The sequence below is a fragment of the Delftia sp. DS1230 genome (genome assembly GCF_040112715.1).
Lineage (GTDB): Bacteria > Pseudomonadota > Gammaproteobacteria > Burkholderiales > Burkholderiaceae_C > Comamonas > Comamonas tsuruhatensis.
In genome coordinates this window covers 1995260-2010795 of the sequence record NZ_CP157763.1, presented here as the reverse complement: position 1 = coordinate 2010795, position 15536 = coordinate 1995260, and the positions used below count along the sequence as shown (strand labels likewise).

The window sequence follows — 15536 nt, the reverse complement described above, 5'->3', positions numbered from 1 at the left end:
TCAGTGCATCAGCCCAGCCACTTGCGGGCGTTGCGCCACACGCGCATCCAGGGGCTGAATTCCGACTTGTCGCCGTTGGTCCAGCTCATCTGCACGTTGCGGAACACGCGCTCGGGGTGGGGCATCATGGCCGTGAAGCGGCCATCGGCCGTGGTCACTGCCGTCAGACCGCCGGCCGATCCGTTGGGATTGAACGGGTACTGCTCGGTGGCCTTGCCGTGGTTGTCCACATAGCGCATGGAGGCGATGGCCTTGTCCGCATTGCCGCGGAAGCGGAAGTTGGCAAAGCCTTCGCCGTGGGCCACGGCGATGGGCAGGCGGCTGCCGGCCATGCCCTGCAGGAACAGGCTGGGCGACTCCAGCACTTCCACCATGGACAGGCGCGCCTCGAAGCGGTTGCTCTGGTTCTGCGTGAAACGCGGCCAGTCCTGGGCGCCGGGAATGATATCGGCCAGTTCGGCAAACATCTGGCAGCCATTGCACACGCCCAGGCCGAAGGTGTCGCTGCGGCCGAAGAACTGCTGGAACTGCGCGGACAGGCTGTCGTTGAAGGTGATGGAGCGCGCCCAGCCGATGCCGGCGCCCAGCGTGTCGCCGTAGCTGAAGCCGCCGCAGGCCACCACGCCGGCGAAGTCCTGCAGCTGCGCGCGGCCGCTTTGCAGGTCGGTCATGTGCACGTCCACGGCGTCGAAGCCGGCCTCGGTGAAGGCGTAGGCCATTTCCACATGGGAGTTCACGCCCTGCTCGCGCAGCACAGCCACGCGGGGCCGCGCGCCCAGGTTCAGGAAGGGTGCGGCCGGGTTCTCGGCCGGGTCGAACGTCAGGTGCAGGTGCATGCCCGGGTCGGCAGGCTCGCCGGCTGCGGCGTGCTCGCTGTCGGCGCAGGCCGGGTTGTCGCGCTGCTGGGCGATCTTCCAGCTGACGGCATCCCAGACCTGGTGCAGGTCGCTGAGCGAGGCGCCGAAGACGGACTTGGCATCGCGCCAGACCTGCAGCTCGCCCTTGCCCGCATCGACCTTGGAGGAGGCAGGACGCGTCTTGCCGATGATGTGGCTGCAGGTGGACAGGCCATGCTCGCGCAGGGTCTGCAGCACGGCGGCGCGGTCGGCCGTGCGGATCTGCAGCACGGCGCCCAGTTCTTCGTTGAACAGCGCGCGCAGCGTCATGTCGTCGCGGCGGCCGCTGATCTGGGAGGCCCAGTTCTTGCCTTCGCCCGAGTCCATGCGGCTGTCGCTGATGCCGTCGCCTTCGGTGACCAGCATGTCCACGTTGATAGCCACGCCCACATGGCCGGCAAAGGCCATCTCGGCCACGGTGGCCAGCAGGCCGCCGTCGCCCTTGTCGTGGTAGGCCAGGATCTGGCCCTTGGCGCGCAGGTCGTTGACGGCATCGACCAGGGCAATCAGGTCCTTGGCGTCATCGAGGTCGGGCGTCTCGTTGCCGGTCTGGCCCAGCACCTGGCCCAGGATGGAGCCGCCCATGCGCATCTTGCCGCGGCCCAGGTCCACCAGCACCAGGGTGCTGTCGTCTTCCGAGGCGTCCAGCTGGGGCGTGAGCGTGCCGCGCACATCGTCGATGGAGGCAAAGCCCGTGATGATCAGGCTGACCGGCGAGGTCACCTTCTTGACCTGGCCGCCCTCGTTCCACTGGGTGCGCATGGACAGGCTGTCCTTGCCCACGGGGATCGAGATGTCCAGCTGCGGGCACAGCTCCATGCCCACGGCCTTGACGGTGGCGTAGAGCGCCGCGTCTTCGCCGGGCTCGCCGCAGGCCGCCATCCAGTTGGCCGACATCTTGACCCTGGACAGTTCGATGGGCGCGGCCAGCATGTTGGTGATGGCCTCGGCCACGGCCATGCGGCCCGACGCCGGCGCGTTGATGGCCGCCAGCGGCGTGCGCTCGCCCATGGCCATGGCCTCGCCCTTGAAGCCCTGGAAATCGGCCAGCGTGACGGCCACGTCGGCCACGGGCACCTGCCAGGGGCCGACCATCTGGTCGCGGTGGGTCAGGCCGCCCACGGCGCGGTCGCCGATGGTGATCAGGAAGCGCTTGGAGGCCACGGTGGGGTGGGCCAGCACATCGATCACGGCCTTTTCCAGGGGCACGCCGGTCAGGTCCATGGGCGGCAGCTCCCGCTGCACGGTGGCCACGTCGCGGTGCATCTTGGGCGGCTTGCCCAGCAGCACGTTCATGGGCATGTCCACGGGGAACTTCTGGTCGCCCGAGGCCACGGCCGTGTCCTCCAGCACCAGCTGGCGCTCCTCGGTGGCCGTGCCGATCACGGCAAACGGGCAGCGCTCGCGCTCGCAGAAGGCCGTGAATTCGGCCAGCGATTCGGGAGCGATGGCCAGTACATAGCGCTCCTGGCTTTCGTTGGACCAGATTTCCTTGGGCGCCAGGCCGGATTCCTCCAGGTTGACGGCGCGCAGGTCGAAGCGCGCGCCACGGCCCGCATCGTTGGTCAGCTCGGGGAAGGCATTGGACAGGCCGCCGGCACCCACGTCGTGGATGGCCAGGATGGGGTTCTTGTCACCCTGGACCCAGCAGTGGTTGATGACTTCCTGGGCGCGGCGCTCGATCTCGGGGTTGCCGCGCTGCACGGAGTCGAAGTCCAGCTCGGCCGCGTTCGTGCCGCTGGCCATGGAGCTGGCAGCGCCGCCGCCCATGCCGATGCGCATGCCGGGGCCGCCCAGCTGGATCAGCAGGGTGCCGGCGGGGAATTCGATCTTGCGCGTCAGCTCGGAGTCGATCACGCCCAGGCCGCCCGCGATCATGATGGGCTTGTGGTAGCCGCGCATCACGGCATCGGCACCCACGCCGACCTGCTGCTCGTACTCGCGGAAATAGCCGGTCAGGTTGGGACGGCCGAACTCGTTGTTGAAGGCCGCGCCACCGAGCGGGCCCTCGATCATGATCTGCAGCGGGCTGGCGATGTGCTCGGGCTTGCCCACTTCGCTGCCCCACAGCTTGGAGACCGTGAAGCCCGACAGGCCGGCCTTGGGCTTGGAGCCGCGGCCCGTGGCGCCCTCGTCGCGGATCTCGCCGCCCGCGCCAGTCGATGCGCCGGGGAAGGGGGAGATGGCCGTGGGGTGGTTGTGCGTCTCCACCTTCATGAGGACGTGGTTGACGGCCTTCTTCTTCTGGTAGCTGGGCGCCTTGATCTTGTCCAGGGCCGCCTCGAAGGTGGCGACGAAGCGCTCGACCTCATGGCCTTCCATGATGGAGGCGTTGTCCGAGTAGGCCACCACCGTGTGCTGGGGCGAGACCTGGTGCGTGTTGCGGATCATGCCGAACAGGCTCTTGTCCTGGGCCACGCCGTCAATGGTGAACTGGGCGTTGAAGATCTTGTGGCGGCAGTGCTCGCTGTTGGCCTGCGCGAACATCATCAGCTCCACGTCCGTGGGATTGCGCTGCAGGCCCTTGAAGGCGTCGACCAGGTAGTCGATCTCGTCGTCGGCCAGGGCCAGGCCCCATTGGCGGTTGGCAGTCTCCAGCGCCGCGCGGCCGCCGCCCAGCACATCGACGAACTCCATGGGAGCGGCTTCCAGGGCGGAGAACAGCTGCTCGGCCTCGGCGCGCGTGGCGAAGACCGATTCGGTCATGCGGTCGTGCAGCAGGGCCGCGATCTGCGCGGTCTGCTCGGCCGACAGCTCGGGCTTGCCACCGAGCAGGCCGCTCTTGAGGACCACGCGGTACTCGGTGATGCGCTCGACGCGGAAGACTTCAAGGCCGCAGTTGCGCGCGATATCGGTGGCCTTGGAGGCCCAGGGCGAGATCGTGCCCAGGCGCGGGGTGACCACCAGGGCGGTGCCATCGGCCGGGCCTTGCGGGCCTTCGTAGGGATCTCCATAGGTCAAGAGCGCCTGGAGGCGCTCTTGCAATGCGGGCGTGGGTGCGGCGTCCGTGGCCACCAGGTGCACGAAACGCGCGGCAATGCCGGTGATTTTGGGATGGATGGCGACCAGGTCGGTCAGAAGCTGCTGGGCGCGGAACGAGCTGAGAGCGTTTCCACCCTCGAACTGTGTCAGATGCAAGGTCACGTGGCGGCCTGTTGGGTGAGGAGGCTTGTGAAAAGCGCCCTGCGGCCCCGCCCGGCTGGGGGCAGGCCGCAAGGCGCTGAATCGGTGAGGCCGCCATTTTACCGGGCTGCGCCGTCCCGGTGGCGACAGCCGCCCCTTACCCCTGCACGTCCAAAGGCGCAATGGGATAATTGCGGGCATGAGCATCACCATCAAGAGCGCCGAAGACATCGCAGCCATGCGCGTGGCATGCCGCCTGGCTTCGGAAGTGCTGGACTACATCACCCCCCACATCAAGCCCGGCATCACCACGGCCGAGATCGACCGGCTGGGCGCCGAATGCATGGCGCAGCAGGGCACGGTCTCCGCCACCATCGGCTACCAGCCGCCTGGCTACCCGCCCTATCCCGGGCACCTGTGCACCTCGGTCAACCATGTGGTCTGCCACGGCATCCCCAATGACAAGCCGCTCAAGAAGGGCGACATCGTCAATGTGGATGTCACGGTCATCACCAAGGACGGCTGGTACGGCGACAACAGCCGCATGTTCCTGATCGGCGAGTGCTCCATCGCGGCCAAGCGCCTGTCGGCGCTGACCTTCGACGCCATGTGGCTGGGCATCCAGCAGGTCAGGCCCGGCGCCACGCTGGGCGACATCGGCAACGCCATCCAGACCTTTGCCGAAGGCCACGGCCTGTCGGTGGTGCGCGAGTTCTGCGGCCACGGCATCGGCCAGAAGTTCCACGAAGAGCCGCAGATCCTGCACTATGGCCGCCCCGGAACGGGCACCGTGCTGGAAGAAGGCATGGTCTTCACCGTCGAGCCCATGCTCAACCTGGGCAGGCGCGAGATCAAGGAACTGGGCAAGGACGGCTGGACCATCGTGACCAAGGACCACAGCCTCTCGGCCCAGTGGGAACACACCCTGGTGGTGACCAAGACGGGCTACGAAGTCATGACCCTGTCGGCTGGCTCGCCCGCGCTCCCGCCCTTCGTGACCGCCACGAGCTGCTGAGGCTCGGCATGTTTCTTGCGTGATGCGCAGGCAAAATGGCACTGCGCCCGGGGCACCCGCTCCAGGCGCCTCCCCTGCCCTGGCCGCGCATGAAACAGATCACTGACCACACTCCTTCCAACTCTGCGCCCGCAGCCCCGGATTCGCTGGAGCAGTTGCGCGCGCAGTACGCCCTCGATCGCGGACGCTGGATAGGCTCGCTGCTGGCGCCCACCATGGGCCGGCGCGGCGTGCGCCTGGTGCTGCAGCACCTGAGCGATCTGGCCGACACGCTGCTGCGCGCGCTGTGGCACCGCGCCGGCATGCCTGCCGAGGCCTGCCTGGCCGCCGTGGGAGGCTATGGCCGCGCCCAGCTGTTTCCCTACTCCGACATCGACGTGCTGGTGCTGCTGCCGGCCACCGGCACGGCAGACCCGGAGCTGACCTCGCGCATAGAAAAGTTCATCGGCAGCTGCTGGGACGCGGGCCTGGAGATCGGCTCCAGCGTGCGCACGCTGGCCGAATGCCTGCAAGAGTCCGGGCGCGACCTCACCGTGCAGACCGCCTTGCTGGAGTCGCGCCGCATCTGCGGAAACGAGCCGCTGTTCGGCGAGTTCCAGCAGCGCTACCAGGCACAGATGAATGCGCGCGCCTTTCTGTCCGGCAAGCTGCTGGAAATGCGCCAGCGCCACAACAAGTACGAGAGCACGCCCTACTCGCTGGAGCCCAACTGCAAGGAATCGCCCGGCGGCCTGCGCGATCTGCACACCATGATCTGGCTGGCCCGCGCCGCAGGCCTGGGCCACAGCTGGCAGGCCCTGGCGGAAAAGGGACTGATCACCGATTTCGAGCGCCAGCAGCTCGAAGACAACGAGGCCATGCTCAGCCTGATACGCGCACGCCTGCACGCCGTGGCGGGCCGGCACGAGGACCGCCTGGTCTTCGACCAGCAGACCGCCGTGGCCGAGGCCTTTGGCTACCGCTCCACCTCGGCCGAGGGCCGCAAGCTGGCCATGCGCGCCAGCGAGACGCTGATGCGCCACTACTACTGGGCAGCCAAGGCCGTGACCCAGCTGTGCCAGATCCTGCGGCTGAACATCGAGGAGCGCCTGAACCCGCGCCCCACGCCGCGGATCCGGCTGAACTCCCGCTTCTACGAGAAGGCCGGCACCATCGAAGTGGCCAGCGACGATCTGTACGAGCGCGAGCCGCATGCCATCCTCGAAACCTTCCTGATGTACGAGACCCATGTGGGCCTCACCGACCTGTCGGCACGCACGCTGCGCGCGCTGTACGGCGCGCGGGACCTGATGGATGCGGCCTTCCGGCGCGACCCGGTCAACCGCGCCACGTTCATGAAGATCCTGCAGCAGCCCAGCGGCATCACGCATGCCATGCGGCTGATGAACCAGACCTCGGTGCTGGGGCGCTACCTGTGGCCCTTCCGGCGCATCGTGGGCCAGATGCAGCACGACCTGTTCCACGTCTACACGGTGGACCAGCACATTCTCATGGTGCTGCGCAATGTGCGGCGCTTTTTCATGGCCGAGCATGCGCATGAGTACCCGTTCTGCTCGCAGCTGGCCAGCGGCTGGGACAAGCCCTGGCTGCTGTACGTGGCCGCACTGTTCCACGACATCGGCAAGGGCCGCGGCGGCGACCACTCCATCATCGGCGCCGTGGAGGCCAAGCGCTTTTGCCGCGCCCACGGCATTGCGCGCGCCGACGCCGAGCTGATCGAGTTCCTCGTGCGCGAGCACCTGACCATGAGCCAGGTTGCACAAAAGCAGGATCTGTCGGACCCCGAGGTGATCCAGGCCTTTGCCGAGCGCGTGGGCAACGAGCGCAACCTTACGGCGCTGTACCTGCTCACCGTGGCCGACATCCGTGGCACCAGCCCCAAGGTGTGGAGCGCCTGGAAGGGCAAGCTGCTGGAGGACACCTATCGCCTGACCCTGCGCGTGATGGGTGGCCGCGCGCCCGACGCGGCCGCCGAGATCGAGGCGCGCCGGCGCGAGGCGCTGGTGCAGCTGGCGCTGACGGCCCAGCCCTTCGAGTCCCACAAGAAGCTCTGGGACACGCTGGGCGTGGACTACTTCATGCGCCACGAGGCGGCCGACATCGCCTGGCACACACGCCACCTGTCGCGCCACGTGGGCACCACCCGCCCCGTGGTGCGTGCGCGCCGCTCACTGGCGGGCGAGGGCCTGCAGGTGCTGGTCTACGCACCCGACCAGCCCGATCTGTTCGCGCGCATCTGCGGCTACTTCGACCGCGCAGCGTTTTCCATCCTGGATGCGCGCGTGCACACGGCCCACAACAGCTATGCGCTGGACACCTTCCAGGTGGTGGCGCCCGCCATGCAGGAGCAGTACCGCGAACTGATGCACATGGTCGAGAACGATCTGGTCGCCGCCCTGATGGAGGGCGGACCGCTGCGCGAGCCCTCGCCCCGGCGCCTGTCGCGCCGCGTCAAGAGCTTCCCCTTCGCGCCGCGCGTCACGCTGCGACCCGACGACAAGGCCCAGCACTGGCTGCTGTCCATCTCGGCCACGGACCGCGCCGGCCTGCTCTACACCGTGGCGCGCATCCTGGCCCAGCACCACCTGAGCGTGCAGTTGGCCAAGGTCAGCACGCTGGGCGAGCGCGTGGAGGACAGCTTCCTCATCGAGGGTGCGGAGCTGCAGAACAACCAGCGCCAGCTGCTCATAGAGACCGAGCTTTTGCAGGCCCTGGCAGTCTGAGCCGATTGCGAAAAAAAGCCCGCCCTGTTGTGCAGGGCGGGCTCGTCGGGTTCATGCGCTGGCAGGCGGGGATGCAGCCATCAGTGCATGGCGGACGCAGGCGCCGACACCGTGGCCACTTGATTGCCCTCGCGGTCATAGAGCTTGCCGTCGACCACCCGGTCGCCATCGGCCAGGGCAGACAGCACAGCCTCGCTGAGCACGCGCTCCGATCCGGCGCCGAACACCGATGGCTCTTCGGGGTTGCCCTGCTTGAAGTGATTGAAGACCAGGTTCAGCAGCAGCACGGTCACCGCAGTGGAGCTGATGCCCGAATGGAACATGGTGGCGAACCAGTCCGGGAAGTGGTGATAGAAGTCCGGCTTGACCATGGGCAGCACGCCCATGCCGATGGACGCCGCCACGATGATCAGGTTCATGTTGTTGTGATAGTCCACCTTGGCCAGCGTGCGGATGCCGCTGGCTGCCACCGTGCCAAAGAGCACCAGGCCCGCGCCGCCCAGCACCGAGGGCGGCACGCAGGCCACGATGCGCCCCATGATGGGCAGCAGTCCGAAGGCGATCAGGATCAGCCCGCTGAAGGCCACCACATAGCGGCTCTTGATGCCCGTGACCGCGACCAGGCCCACGTTCTGGGCAAAGGCGCTCTGCGTGAACGAACCGAAGAACGGGGCCACCACGCTGGACAGCATGTCGGCACGCAGGCCGTCGGCCAGGCGGCGCGAATCCACGCGGGTGCCCACGATGTCGCCCACGGCCAGGATGTCGGCCGAGGTCTCCACCAAGGTCACCAGGATCACGATGGACATGGAAAGCGTCGCCGCCAGGCTGAAGGTCGGCCAGCCGAAGTGCAGCGGCATGGGCACGGCGAACCACGCACCGCTGCCCACCTCGGAAAAGTCGGACTTGCCGATCATGGCCGCCACCGCCGTGCCGATGACGATGGCCAGCAGGATGGACAGGCGCGAGATCATGGCGTTGCCCAGCTTGCTCAGCGCCAGCACGATGACCAGGGACAGCCCGGCCAGGCCGATGTTGCCCATGCTTCCGTAGTCGGCCGCCTGGGGATTGCCACCCATGGCCCAGTGGGCGGCCACCGGCATCAGCGACAGGCCGATGATGGTGATCACGCAGCCATTGACCAGCGGAGGAAAAAAGCGCGTGAGCTTGGAGAAGATGGGCGCAATGATCAGGCCGAACACCGAGGCAAAGAGCACAGCGCCCAGCACCCCCTGCATGCCGCCGCCCGTATGCAGGATGCTGACCATGGTGGCCACGCCCGAGAAGGACACGCCCTGCACCAGCGGCAGGCGCGAGCCGAAGAACGGAATGCCCAGCGTCTGCAGCAGCGTGGCCAGCCCGCCCATGAAAAGGCAGGCCGTGATCAGCAGACCCGTGTCGGCCGCCGACATGCCCGCCGCATTGGCCATGACCAGGGGCACGGCCACGATGCCGCCGTACATGGTCAGCACATGCTGCAAACCATAGAGGGTGTTGGCCGTGAGGCCGAGTTGCTCGTCCTCCGGGCGGATGTCTGCGCCCAGGGCCGGCGCATTGCCAGAACTTTTTTCCATCGCTGTCTCCTTGTCCTCTTGTTCACAGAACGCCGGACAAGTACGCGGCAGCCGGATGGCGGCAGGCACGCCCCCGCGCACCCTTTGCCGCCGACCCGATAGGCCGCGCTCTCCTGCATCCTGCATCGCGAAGCCCGGTGGCTGCTTGGCAGCTCTTGGCGGGCGCACGCACACAATCCCCGCCTTCGCGGGAAGTGCCACTGTACGGCGCCAGCATGGAAAAATTGTCTACCGATTTGTATACAAAGACCTGACCGCAGATCCTGGAATTACAGCGGCAAGCAAGTCCGCTCAGTCATCCTCGGCAGCGCTGATGCCGGGGAACAGCACATCGGTGAAGCCGAACTGGCGGAAGTCGCGCATGCGCATGGGATAGAGCTTTCCCCAGAGGTGGTCGCACTCATGCTGGACCACCCGCGCATGAAAGCCATCCACCGTGCGATCGATCGCATCGCCAAAGACATCGAAGCCCGTGTAGCGGATATGGCTCCAGCGCGGCACCATGCCACGCATGCCGGGTACGGACAGGCAGCCTTCCCAATCCAGTTGCTCGTCCTCGCCCATGGGCGTGATGACCGGATTGATGAGCACGGTGCGCGGCACCACCGGTGCATCGGGGTAGCGCGGATTGGGCAGGCCGGAGCCGAACACCACCATCTGCAGGTCCACGCCAATCTGCGGCGCGGCCAGCCCCGCGCCATTGGCGGCATGCATGGTGTCCAGCAGGTCGCTGAGCAGCAGGTGCAGTTCGTCGGTGTCGAATTCGGTCACGGGCTGGGCGACGCGCAGCAGGCGCGGATCACCCATTTTCAATATGGTGCGTACAGTCATGGCAGTGCACGGTGATGCAGGAAATGCGGGTCGCCAAGCATAGCGGGCGCACCGCGCACCTTGACCACACCCACCTGCTTCGCCCCCCCGATCACCCCCTCTCGCCCCCCTTGGCCGCCATGGCTACACCGCGCTGGCACAATCGCAGCATGCCCAGCACCGCCAGAGAGTCATCCGCCGCGTCCCCAGAGGACCGTGACACAGGCGCGCAGCAAACACCCGCGGCACAGGCCCGGCAGCCGGATGCCACTGCGCAGGCAGGCATGGCGCAGGCGCAGGCCTTCAATGATGATGATCCCCCTCCCCTGCACCGCATGCCGGCCGCGCCGTTGCGCTGGGCGCTGCAGCTGTTTGCCTGCCTGAGCCTGGCGACGGGCATTGCCGGCATCTTCATTCCGGGATTGCCCACCACGGTGTTCGTGCTCATGGCCGGATGGGCCGCGGCGCGCAGCTCGCAGCGCATGCACACCTGGCTGTGGCGCCATCGCCTGTTCGGGCCCATGCTGCGCAATTGGGCGCGGGGTGGCTGCGTGAGCCGGCGCGCCAAATGGAGCGCCAGCGCCATGATGAGCCTGTGCGCCGTCATCCTGCTGTGGACACGCCCGCCCGCCTGGGTACAGGCCGTGGCGCTGACGTCCATGGGCTGCGTGCTGGTGTGGCTGTGGTTCAGGCCAGAGCCCTGAGAATGAAGGCCTGCGGCAGGCCTGCTGAAAAAAATTCCCCGAGTTTTCTGTGACGTGTTTTTTACGTCATATAATCTAGGTCTTGTTCCTCAATAGCTCAGTTGGTAGAGCGCCGGACTGTTAATCCGTAGGTCCCTGGTTCGAGCCCAGGTTGAGGAGCCAAAGAATTTCAAGACCCTGCAATCGCACAGGGTCTTTGTCGATAGACACGTATTCCTCAATAGCTCAGTTGGTAGAGCGCCGGACTGTTAATCCGTAGGTCCCTGGTTCGAGCCCAGGTTGAGGAGCCAAATTTCAGCGGCCTTGCAATCGCACAGGGCCCAGCACCAACATATTCCTCAATAGCTCAGTTGGTAGAGCGCCGGACTGTTAATCCGTAGGTCCCTGGTTCGAGCCCAGGTTGAGGAGCCAGATAAAAAGCCCGCATGCCAGCGCATGCGGGCTTTTTTGTTTGCTCAGGCTGCGCGCACCATGCCGACAGTCGGCGTGCTCGGCGCTGCGGCAGGGGCGGCCGACTCCACGGTGACAGGCTTGCCGTGCTTGGCATGTGCGCGACGCGCACCGTGCGCAGCGCGCGCTTGCTCCACGCCCTCTTCCCATGCACGCAGCTCTTCCTCCAGCCGCGCAGCCCGCTCCGCATACATGTCCGCAGAGGACTTGTAGTATTCGGCAGCAATGGTGTGCTCCAGCATCGCCATGCGTGCCTCCTGCAGGTAGGCCCGGGTGCGACGGATATAGCGCGGCTCGGCAAGGCTTGCGCCAAAGATTTTGCTGAAAAACATCGCTCATCCTCCTTCGATGTCTTCGCAGCGAAAGCCATGCATCCGCAAGAAGACAAGCCCAGGATAGCCAACCCGGCCTGGCGGCGCTGTCCCCCGGCGGGACAAGGCCGCGTAGGAGGTTCACTTACCCCGGCCAGGCGATGCTCTCGCATCCACGCAACCCTCTTCACCATGGTTTGTGCAAGACTGCGGCTGCAGAGAAGCACGAATCCATTATTTTTCAGTCCGTACCCGATCATGTCCCACCCCCTCCCATGGCTCATTCCCCACCAGGCCTTCCCTCCTGTGGAAACGGCATGGGGCCCCAACGACCCGATTCCGGGCCTGCTGGCCGCAGGCGGCACGCTGGATGCGGCGCACCTGCGCATCGCCTACAGCCAGGGCATTTTTCCCTGGTTCAGCGAAGGCCAGCCCACGCTATGGTGGTCGCCCGATCCACGCATGGTGCTGCAGACATCGCAGTTCCGGCTGCACCGCAGCCTGCGCAAGACATTGCAGCGCTTTCGCTCCACCGCCGGCTGCGAGATCCGCATCGACAGCGCTTTCGAGGCCGTGATGCAGCACTGCGCCCAAACGGTGCGCCGTGATCAGGATGGCACCTGGATCGTGCAGGAAATTCTTGACGCCTATACCGAACTGCACCGCCAGGGTGCAGCCCACAGCGTGGAAACCTGGATCGACGGGCGCCTGGTGGGCGGCCTGTACTGCGTGGCGCTGGGCCGCGCCGTATTCGGCGAGTCCATGTTCGCGCATGCCACAGACGCATCCAAGATCGCACTGTCGGCACTGGTGGCGCTGTGCCGGCACCAAGGCGCCGCGCAAATCGATTGCCAGCAGGCCACGCAGCACCTGGCTTCGCTGGGCGCGCGCGAGATGCCCCGCTCCCAGTTCCTGCGCACCGTGGCAGAGCAAAGCCAGCTGCCGCCCATGCACTGGCAATTCGAAAACGTATACTGGAACGAGTTGCTGCCGCCGTCCGGTAACGCCGGCAGCACATCACCGGCTGCCGCCAGCACACCATGACGCACCCGAACGATCTTCCGCTGCAGGCCCTGCAGTTCTACGCCACAGCCGCCTATCCCTGCAGCTACCTGGATGGCCGGCTGGCGCGTTCGCAAGTGGCCACGCCCAGCCACCTGATCCAGAACAGCGCCTATTCGGAGCTGGTCTCCCTGGGGTTTCGCCGCAGCGGAATGTTCACCTACCGGCCGTATTGCGATGGTTGCCGGGCCTGCGTGCCCATGCGCATCCTGGTCCACGATTTCCGCCCGGACCGCAGCCAGCGCCGCGCCGCCGTGCGCCACGCCGATCTCACGGCATCGATCCAGCGCCTGCATTACTCGAACGAGCATTACCAGCTGTACCTGCGCTACCAGCAAAGCCGTCACAGCGGCGGCGGCATGGACCACGACAGCGTGGACCAGTACACGCAGTTCCTGCTGCAAAGCCGCGTCAACTCACGGCTTGTGGAGTTCCGCGCACCGGCGGCCGACGGCGCAGTCGGCAGGCTGAAGATGGTCTCCATCCTCGATGTGCTGGAAGACGGGCTGTCCGCCGTCTACACCTTCTACGAGCCCGATGACCAGGCCAGCTACGGCACGTTCAACGTGCTGTGGCAGATCGATCAGGCACGCTCCATGAGCCTGCCCTATGTCTATCTGGGCTACTGGATCGCCGACAGCCAGAAGATGAATTACAAGGCGCGCTTTCTTCCCCATGAAGTGCGCGTGGACGAGCGCTGGCAGCGCGTGGATCAGCTCCCACGCTGATATGGCGCCACCGCGCCCTTTTCAGCGACATTTCTTATGCACATGGCCGCTGTTTGCAGGCGGCACATATGCCGCCAAGCCATGCCCGCCGCTAGAATGACCGAATCCCGAAATCCCCTTGCGCCTCATGAAAAAAGACGATAACGCGGCCTCGCCCAAGCCCAGCGTCCAGGTCCTGGAACGCATGTTCACGTTGATCGACGTGTTGGCCTCGCGTGAGGAAGCGGTATCGCTCAAGGAGATCAGCGAGCGCACCGGCCTGCACCCCTCCACCACGCACCGCATTCTCAACGACCTGGCCATTGGCCGCTTCGTCGACCGCCCCGAATCGGGCAGCTACCGGCTGGGCATGCGCTTCCTGGAGCTGGGCAACCTGGTCAAGGCCCGCCTGAGCGTACGCGAAGCGGCCCTGATTCCCATGCGCCAGCTGCACAAGCAGATCCAGCAGCCGGTCAGCCTCAGCGTGCGCCAGGGCGATGAAATCGTCTATGTGGAACGCGCCTACAGCGAGCGCTCGGGCATGCAGGTGGTGCGCGCCATCGGCGGCCATGCGCCGCTGCACCTCACATCCAATGGCAAGCTGTTTCTGGCGGCCGATGATGCGCAGCAGGTGCGCGCCTACGCCACACGAACCGGCCTTCCCGGCAAGACGCACTTCAGCATCACGCGGCTTGCCGACATGGAAAACGAGCTGGACAAGGTACGCCACTATGGCGTCGCCCGCGACAACGAGGAGCTGGAGCTGGGTGTGCGCTGCATGGCCGCCGGCATCTATGACGACCAGGGCAAGCTGGTGGCCGGCCTGTCCATCTCCGCTCCCGCCGACCGGCTGGACGAAAGCTGGTTGTCCAAGCTCCAGGCCACCGCGCAGGAGATCTCGGGCGCCCTGGGCTTCAATGCGGTCCGCCCTGCAGCCCCGCCCCCCAATCCCTACGCGCGCAGCAGCCACTGATCTGCAAGCAGCCATCCGCAAGCAGCAAGACCGGTCATCAAAAACAACAAAGGCGCCCAGGGCGCCTTTGTTGTTGAGGGGAAGAAACTCAGCCCTTGACCTTGTGGATCATGGAATCGCCGGCCACCTGCCCCATGGATTCCACCCAGTGGCGTACGCGCTCGGCATCGCCCAGGCGGCTGAACTTTCCGGCGGAGTCCAGGAAGACCATGATGATCTTGCGGCCAGCCACCTGCGCCTGCATGACCAGGCAACGACCCGCTTCGGAGATGTAGCCGGTCTTTTGCAGGCCGATATCCCAGGTCGGGCTCAGCACCAGGCGGTTGGTGTTGTTGTACTGCAGCGTGCGGCGGCCCACGGCCACTTCATAGCCGGGCGAAGTGGTGTACTCGCGCACCAGCGGATCACTGTGCGCCACATTCACGAGCACGGCCAGATCACGGGCGCTGGACTGGTTGCGGCTGGACAGCCCGGTGGGCTCCACGTAACGGGTATCGGTCATGCCCAGCAGGCGCGCCTTGGCATTCATCTGCTGGACGAAGGCATCCAGGCCACCTGGGAAGGTGCGACCCAGCGCATGGGCAGCACGGTTTTCGCTGGACATCAGGGCCAGGTGCAGCATTTCGGCACGGGTGAGCGTGGTGCCCACGGCCAGGCGCGAACTGCTGCCCTTTTCGGTATCCACATCATCCTGCGTGATGGTGATGGATTCATCCATGGGCAGACGGGCCTGGGAAATCAGCAGACCCGTCATCAGCTTGGTCAGCGAGGCGATGGGCAGCACGGCATGGTCGTTCTTGCTGAGCAGCACTTCGTGGGTGTCCTGGTCCATGACCAGGGCCACGCTGCTCTTGAGATCAAGAGGATCGGCCACTGCATGCAGCCCGGCCATCTGCCCGAACGACAGGCGTGGCTCGTAGGCAACGGCACGAATGGGGCTGGCAGCGCTGCGGGCGGCCACGCGGCTGGGCTGGCGCGCGCTCTTGGCAACGCGCTTGCCCTGGGGAGCCGCCGTGGCGCGCTCCTTCACGGCCTTCTTCTTGACAGGGGCCACGGCCACCTGTTTCTTGGCAACTTTCTTGGCCGGTGCGGCATGCGCGCCCGGGGCAGTGAGAGCACAACTCAGGGCCAGCAACGAGAGAACCTGAGCAAATCGACCGAGGCGGGCACGGCGTAGGGTGGGCATGA

The 15536-nt window shown here is 66.2% G+C and carries 11 protein-coding genes and 3 tRNA genes; 9 read left to right on the top strand and 5 right to left on the bottom strand.

Annotation, left to right across the window (positions count from 1 at the left end):
• Window positions 1-8 precede the first annotated feature (8 nt).
• Window positions 9-4040 carry a phosphoribosylformylglycinamidine synthase gene (gene purL / locus AAN986_RS09000; protein ID WP_047218380.1) on the bottom strand — a complete coding sequence of 1344 codons (4032 nt, stop codon included), beginning with the start codon at window positions 4038-4040 and terminating at the stop codon, window positions 9-11.
• Between the two features lie 178 nt (window positions 4041-4218).
• Between purL and map the strand changes: the two genes are divergently transcribed.
• Together map and AAN986_RS08990 are read left to right on the top strand one after the other, a co-directional pair.
• A complete protein-coding gene (gene map, locus AAN986_RS08995) occupies window positions 4219-5034 on the top strand; it encodes a type I methionyl aminopeptidase (RefSeq protein ID WP_016450769.1) in 816 nt (271 codons plus the stop codon).
• A gap of 89 nt (window positions 5035-5123) precedes the next feature.
• Window positions 5124-7757, top strand: a complete 2634-nt coding sequence (locus AAN986_RS08990) for a [protein-PII] uridylyltransferase (RefSeq protein WP_046986780.1) — start codon at window positions 5124-5126, stop codon at window positions 7755-7757.
• An 80-nt stretch (window positions 7758-7837) separates the two neighbouring features.
• Here the strand turns inward: AAN986_RS08990 and AAN986_RS08985 are convergent, their stop codons facing one another.
• Window positions 7838-9331, bottom strand: a complete 1494-nt coding sequence (locus AAN986_RS08985; protein WP_047218379.1) for a nucleobase:cation symporter-2 family protein — start codon at window positions 9329-9331, stop codon at window positions 7838-7840.
• A 291-nt stretch (window positions 9332-9622) separates the two neighbouring features.
• Window positions 9623-10162 carry a peptide deformylase gene (gene def, locus AAN986_RS08980; protein WP_047218378.1) on the bottom strand — a complete coding sequence of 180 codons (540 nt, stop codon included), beginning with the start codon at window positions 10160-10162 and terminating at the stop codon, window positions 9623-9625.
• 263 nt (window positions 10163-10425) lie between these two features.
• On the opposite strand from def, the gene AAN986_RS08975 reads away from it, so the two are divergent.
• The 4 genes from AAN986_RS08975 (at window position 10426) to AAN986_RS08960 (ending at window position 11256) form a co-directional block, all read left to right on the top strand.
• Window positions 10426-10845, top strand: coding sequence for a YbaN family protein (locus tag AAN986_RS08975; RefSeq protein ID WP_016450765.1), 420 nt, complete (start codon window positions 10426-10428; stop codon window positions 10843-10845).
• A gap of 86 nt (window positions 10846-10931) precedes the next feature.
• Window positions 10932-11007: transfer RNA gene (locus AAN986_RS08970), tRNA-Asn, on the top strand.
• Window positions 11008-11059: 52 nt separating this feature from the next.
• Window positions 11060-11135: transfer RNA gene (locus AAN986_RS08965), tRNA-Asn, on the top strand.
• 45 nt (window positions 11136-11180) lie between these two features.
• Window positions 11181-11256, top strand: a tRNA-Asn gene (locus AAN986_RS08960).
• Between the two features lie 44 nt (window positions 11257-11300).
• On the opposite strand, the gene AAN986_RS08955 is transcribed toward AAN986_RS08960, so the two are convergent.
• Window positions 11301-11627: a hypothetical protein gene (locus AAN986_RS08955; protein ID WP_016447407.1), complete on the bottom strand. Its 327-nt coding sequence runs from the start codon at window positions 11625-11627 to the stop codon at window positions 11301-11303.
• 237 nt (window positions 11628-11864) lie between these two features.
• Here AAN986_RS08955 and aat point away from each other — a divergent pair, with 237 nt between their 5' ends.
• The 3 genes from aat to AAN986_RS08940 all read left to right on the top strand — a co-directional run bounded on the left by aat (window position 11865) and on the right by AAN986_RS08940 (window position 14348).
• On the top strand, window positions 11865-12650 hold the full coding sequence (gene aat, locus AAN986_RS08950) for a leucyl/phenylalanyl-tRNA--protein transferase (RefSeq protein WP_047218377.1): 786 nt from the start codon (window positions 11865-11867) through the stop codon (window positions 12648-12650).
• Window positions 12647-13396: an arginyltransferase gene (locus AAN986_RS08945; protein ID WP_016451368.1), complete on the top strand. Its 750-nt coding sequence runs from the start codon at window positions 12647-12649 to the stop codon at window positions 13394-13396. Before aat ends, AAN986_RS08945 begins: the two co-directional genes overlap by 4 nt.
• 127 nt (window positions 13397-13523) lie before the next feature.
• Entirely contained in the window at window positions 13524-14348 is an 825-nt protein-coding gene (locus tag AAN986_RS08940; RefSeq protein ID WP_047218376.1) for an IclR family transcriptional regulator, read from the top strand.
• An 88-nt stretch (window positions 14349-14436) separates the two neighbouring features.
• On the opposite strand, the gene AAN986_RS08935 is transcribed toward AAN986_RS08940, so the two are convergent.
• Window positions 14437-15534: a serine hydrolase gene (locus tag AAN986_RS08935; protein ID WP_047218375.1), complete on the bottom strand. Its 1098-nt coding sequence runs from the start codon at window positions 15532-15534 to the stop codon at window positions 14437-14439.
• Between the last annotated feature and the right edge of the window lie 2 nt (window positions 15535-15536).

What these genes read in the sequence shown, in the direction of transcription:
- map (WP_016450769.1), top strand. Translation starts at nt 4,219, where the DNA reads ATGAGCATCACCATCAAGAGCGCCGAAGACATCGCAGCCATGCGCGTG.
- AAN986_RS08990 (WP_046986780.1), top strand. Translation starts at nt 5,124, where the DNA reads ATGAAACAGATCACTGACCACACTCCTTCCAACTCTGCGCCCGCAGCC.
- AAN986_RS08985 (WP_047218379.1), bottom strand. Translation starts at nt 9,331, where the DNA reads ATGGAAAAAAGTTCTGGCAATGCGCCGGCCCTGGGCGCAGACATCCGC.
- def (WP_047218378.1), bottom strand. Translation starts at nt 10,162, where the DNA reads ATGACTGTACGCACCATATTGAAAATGGGTGATCCGCGCCTGCTGCGC.
- AAN986_RS08975 (WP_016450765.1), top strand. Translation starts at nt 10,426, where the DNA reads ATGGCGCAGGCGCAGGCCTTCAATGATGATGATCCCCCTCCCCTGCAC.
- AAN986_RS08955 (WP_016447407.1), bottom strand. Translation starts at nt 11,627, where the DNA reads ATGTTTTTCAGCAAAATCTTTGGCGCAAGCCTTGCCGAGCCGCGCTAT.
- aat (WP_047218377.1), top strand. Translation starts at nt 11,865, where the DNA reads ATGTCCCACCCCCTCCCATGGCTCATTCCCCACCAGGCCTTCCCTCCT.
- AAN986_RS08945 (WP_016451368.1), top strand. Translation starts at nt 12,647, where the DNA reads ATGACGCACCCGAACGATCTTCCGCTGCAGGCCCTGCAGTTCTACGCC.
- AAN986_RS08940 (WP_047218376.1), top strand. Translation starts at nt 13,524, where the DNA reads ATGAAAAAAGACGATAACGCGGCCTCGCCCAAGCCCAGCGTCCAGGTC.
- AAN986_RS08935 (WP_047218375.1), bottom strand. Translation starts at nt 15,534, where the DNA reads ATGCCCACCCTACGCCGTGCCCGCCTCGGTCGATTTGCTCAGGTTCTC.